This is a genomic window from Microbacterium sp. H6, from assembly GCF_003314775.1.
GTDB classification, from domain to species: Bacteria; Actinomycetota; Actinomycetes; order Actinomycetales; family Microbacteriaceae; genus Microbacterium; species Microbacterium oxydans.
Map to the genome: position 1 here is coordinate 1 of NZ_QOAY01000186.1, position 2,033 is coordinate 2,033.

The window sequence follows — 2,033 nt, forward strand, 5'->3', positions numbered from 1 at the left end:
CGTCCTGCCACGCGTGGGGGCTGCCGTGACCGCGACCGCCTCTTCCCCCCGGGCCGCGCTCACCGGGACGCCGTCCGCGCAGACGGGACAGCGCCTGCGCGATGGCTTCGGCGGGATCGTTCGGTTCGGTGGCCATGAGGTGATTTTACATGCGACTTGACATGCATCGGAATCTCATGTCACACTACATGTACATGCACTGTGACATACACATGCACATTGACAACTACGTCACCCCGACAAAAGGACTTCTCATGAACACCTCTGAATCACAGAACATCTCTGAACCACAGAACACCTCCCGCCCCTTCGGTTACTGGCTGAAGGCCGCCGACCGCCTGATGGCGGCCGAGTTCGCCGCCGCTTTCGACGGCGAACACGCGAGTCGTCGCGACTGGCGCATGCTCAACATCGTCGACGGCACCGCCCCGTCCGACCGCCCACTGAACGGCCACAAGCTGCATCGGCTCGTCGAGCGCGGCTGGGTCTCTCCCGAGGGCGACGGCTGGGCGCTCACCGACGACGGTCGCGCCGCGAAGGATCGCCTCGGCGTCATCGTCGACGACATCCGCACCAAGGTGGAGGAAGCCGTCTCCCCTGAGGACATGGCCACCACGCTCGCCTCGCTCGAGAAGATCGCCCGCGCGTTCGGATGGGACGAGGAGACCCTTCTTCCCCGCGGACGCCGTCACGGCTTCGGCGGACCCCGCCACGGTCGCGGATTCGGCCACGGCTTCGGACGACCCTTCGGACGCGGCTTCGGTCGTGGCTTCGGCGCGGGAGTCGAGCGGGGCTTCGAACACGACCGGGAGCACGATTTCGACCGCGAACACGCATGCGAGCACGGGCACGCGCACAGCCGCGAGCACGGTCACGGCGAGCACGGTCACGGACGCGGTCGTGGACACGGTCCGCACCGTGCGGAGCGGATCGCCCAGCACGCCTTCGAGCGCGGTTTCGATGCGGGATTCACCCGCGGGCGCGACGCCTGACCCCCCGCAACACTGCGAGACGCCTCACCCGACACTCGGGTGGGGCGTTTCGCGTTCTCAGCGCCCGAGAGTCAGAGGTCGAGCAGCAGCAGGGCCGACTCGGTCGCCCCGGCGGCACGCAGCCGCGCTCGCATTGCGGCGGCGGCGATCGCGTACGGCCGGGCGTCATCGAGCAGCAGGGAGCGCGAGTTGGCCTCTTCGTTCAGGGCGACGAGCTCGAACGCGAGCACCTCGGGGTCGGCCTCGACCTCTCCGGCATCCACGGCGTGACGCAGCTGGGCCTCCACATAGCCGTACCAGTCGACCAGCGCCGACCGCACCGCATCGCTCACCGGTCCGGACTTCGAGTCGACGTCGGCGGCCGTCGCCGCGAAGAAGCATCCGCCGGTGAACACCCGGTCCCGCGAGTACGACAGCGAGTTGTGCAGCAGCGCGGCGAGACGGTGCAGCCCGCGCGGATGGACTCGCGCCGGCTCGACGATCCGCGCCGTGAAGATCTCGCGGGCGGCGGCGACGGTTGCGAGCTGCAGCCCCTCCTTGCTCTGGAACAGCGTGGCGATGCTGCTCTTGCTCGACCCTGAAGCCTCAGCCAGCCGCCCGATGCTCAGTCCGTCGAGCCCTTCGACCGATGCGAGGTCGGTCGCGCTCTGCAGCACGATGCGGCGCGAGGCATCACCACGGGCCCTCCGCCCGTCCAGAACAGCGCTCTCGGTCACACACCTAGTATACGAACGATCGTTCGCTTACTATACGTATGATCGTTCGTATTGTTCCGGCGAAGGAGCCTCCATGCCGTCCGTGCCCGCGTTGCTCGCCCGCAGCATCCCGCTCGCCGCCGCTGTCTCGCCGACGCTCGCCGGCGACATCGCCTATCGACTGTTCTTCACGACGTCGCCGCGGATGCGGGTGAGTGAAGCGGACGCTCCCACGCACGCCGACGCCCGACGGGGCCGGCTCACGGTACGCGGTCAGGAGGTCGTCACCTACGAATGGGGCACCGGACCTCACACCGCGCTGCTCCTGCACGGCTGGCGAGGGCGA

2 protein-coding genes and 1 pseudogene are annotated in these 2,033 nt (G+C 68.4%); 2 read left to right on the plus strand and 1 reads right to left on the minus strand.

All coding sequences use genetic code 11. From position 1 onward, the window contains the following. Window positions 1-254: 254 nt before the first annotated feature. On the plus strand, window positions 255-992 hold the full coding sequence (locus DSP71_RS12055; RefSeq protein WP_113681210.1) for a hypothetical protein: 738 nt from the start codon (window positions 255-257) through the stop codon (window positions 990-992). 71 nt (window positions 993-1,063) lie between these two features. On the opposite strand, the gene DSP71_RS12060 is transcribed toward DSP71_RS12055, so the two are convergent. After that, window positions 1,064-1,708 carry a TetR/AcrR family transcriptional regulator gene (locus DSP71_RS12060; protein ID WP_046748681.1) on the minus strand — a complete coding sequence of 215 codons (645 nt, stop codon included), beginning with the start codon at window positions 1,706-1,708 and terminating at the stop codon, window positions 1,064-1,066. Between the two features lie 73 nt (window positions 1,709-1,781). On the opposite strand from DSP71_RS12060, the pseudogene DSP71_RS23710 reads away from it, so the two are divergent. Beyond that, window positions 1,782-2,033: pseudogene (locus DSP71_RS23710) on the plus strand (alpha/beta hydrolase); the annotation flags it as partial.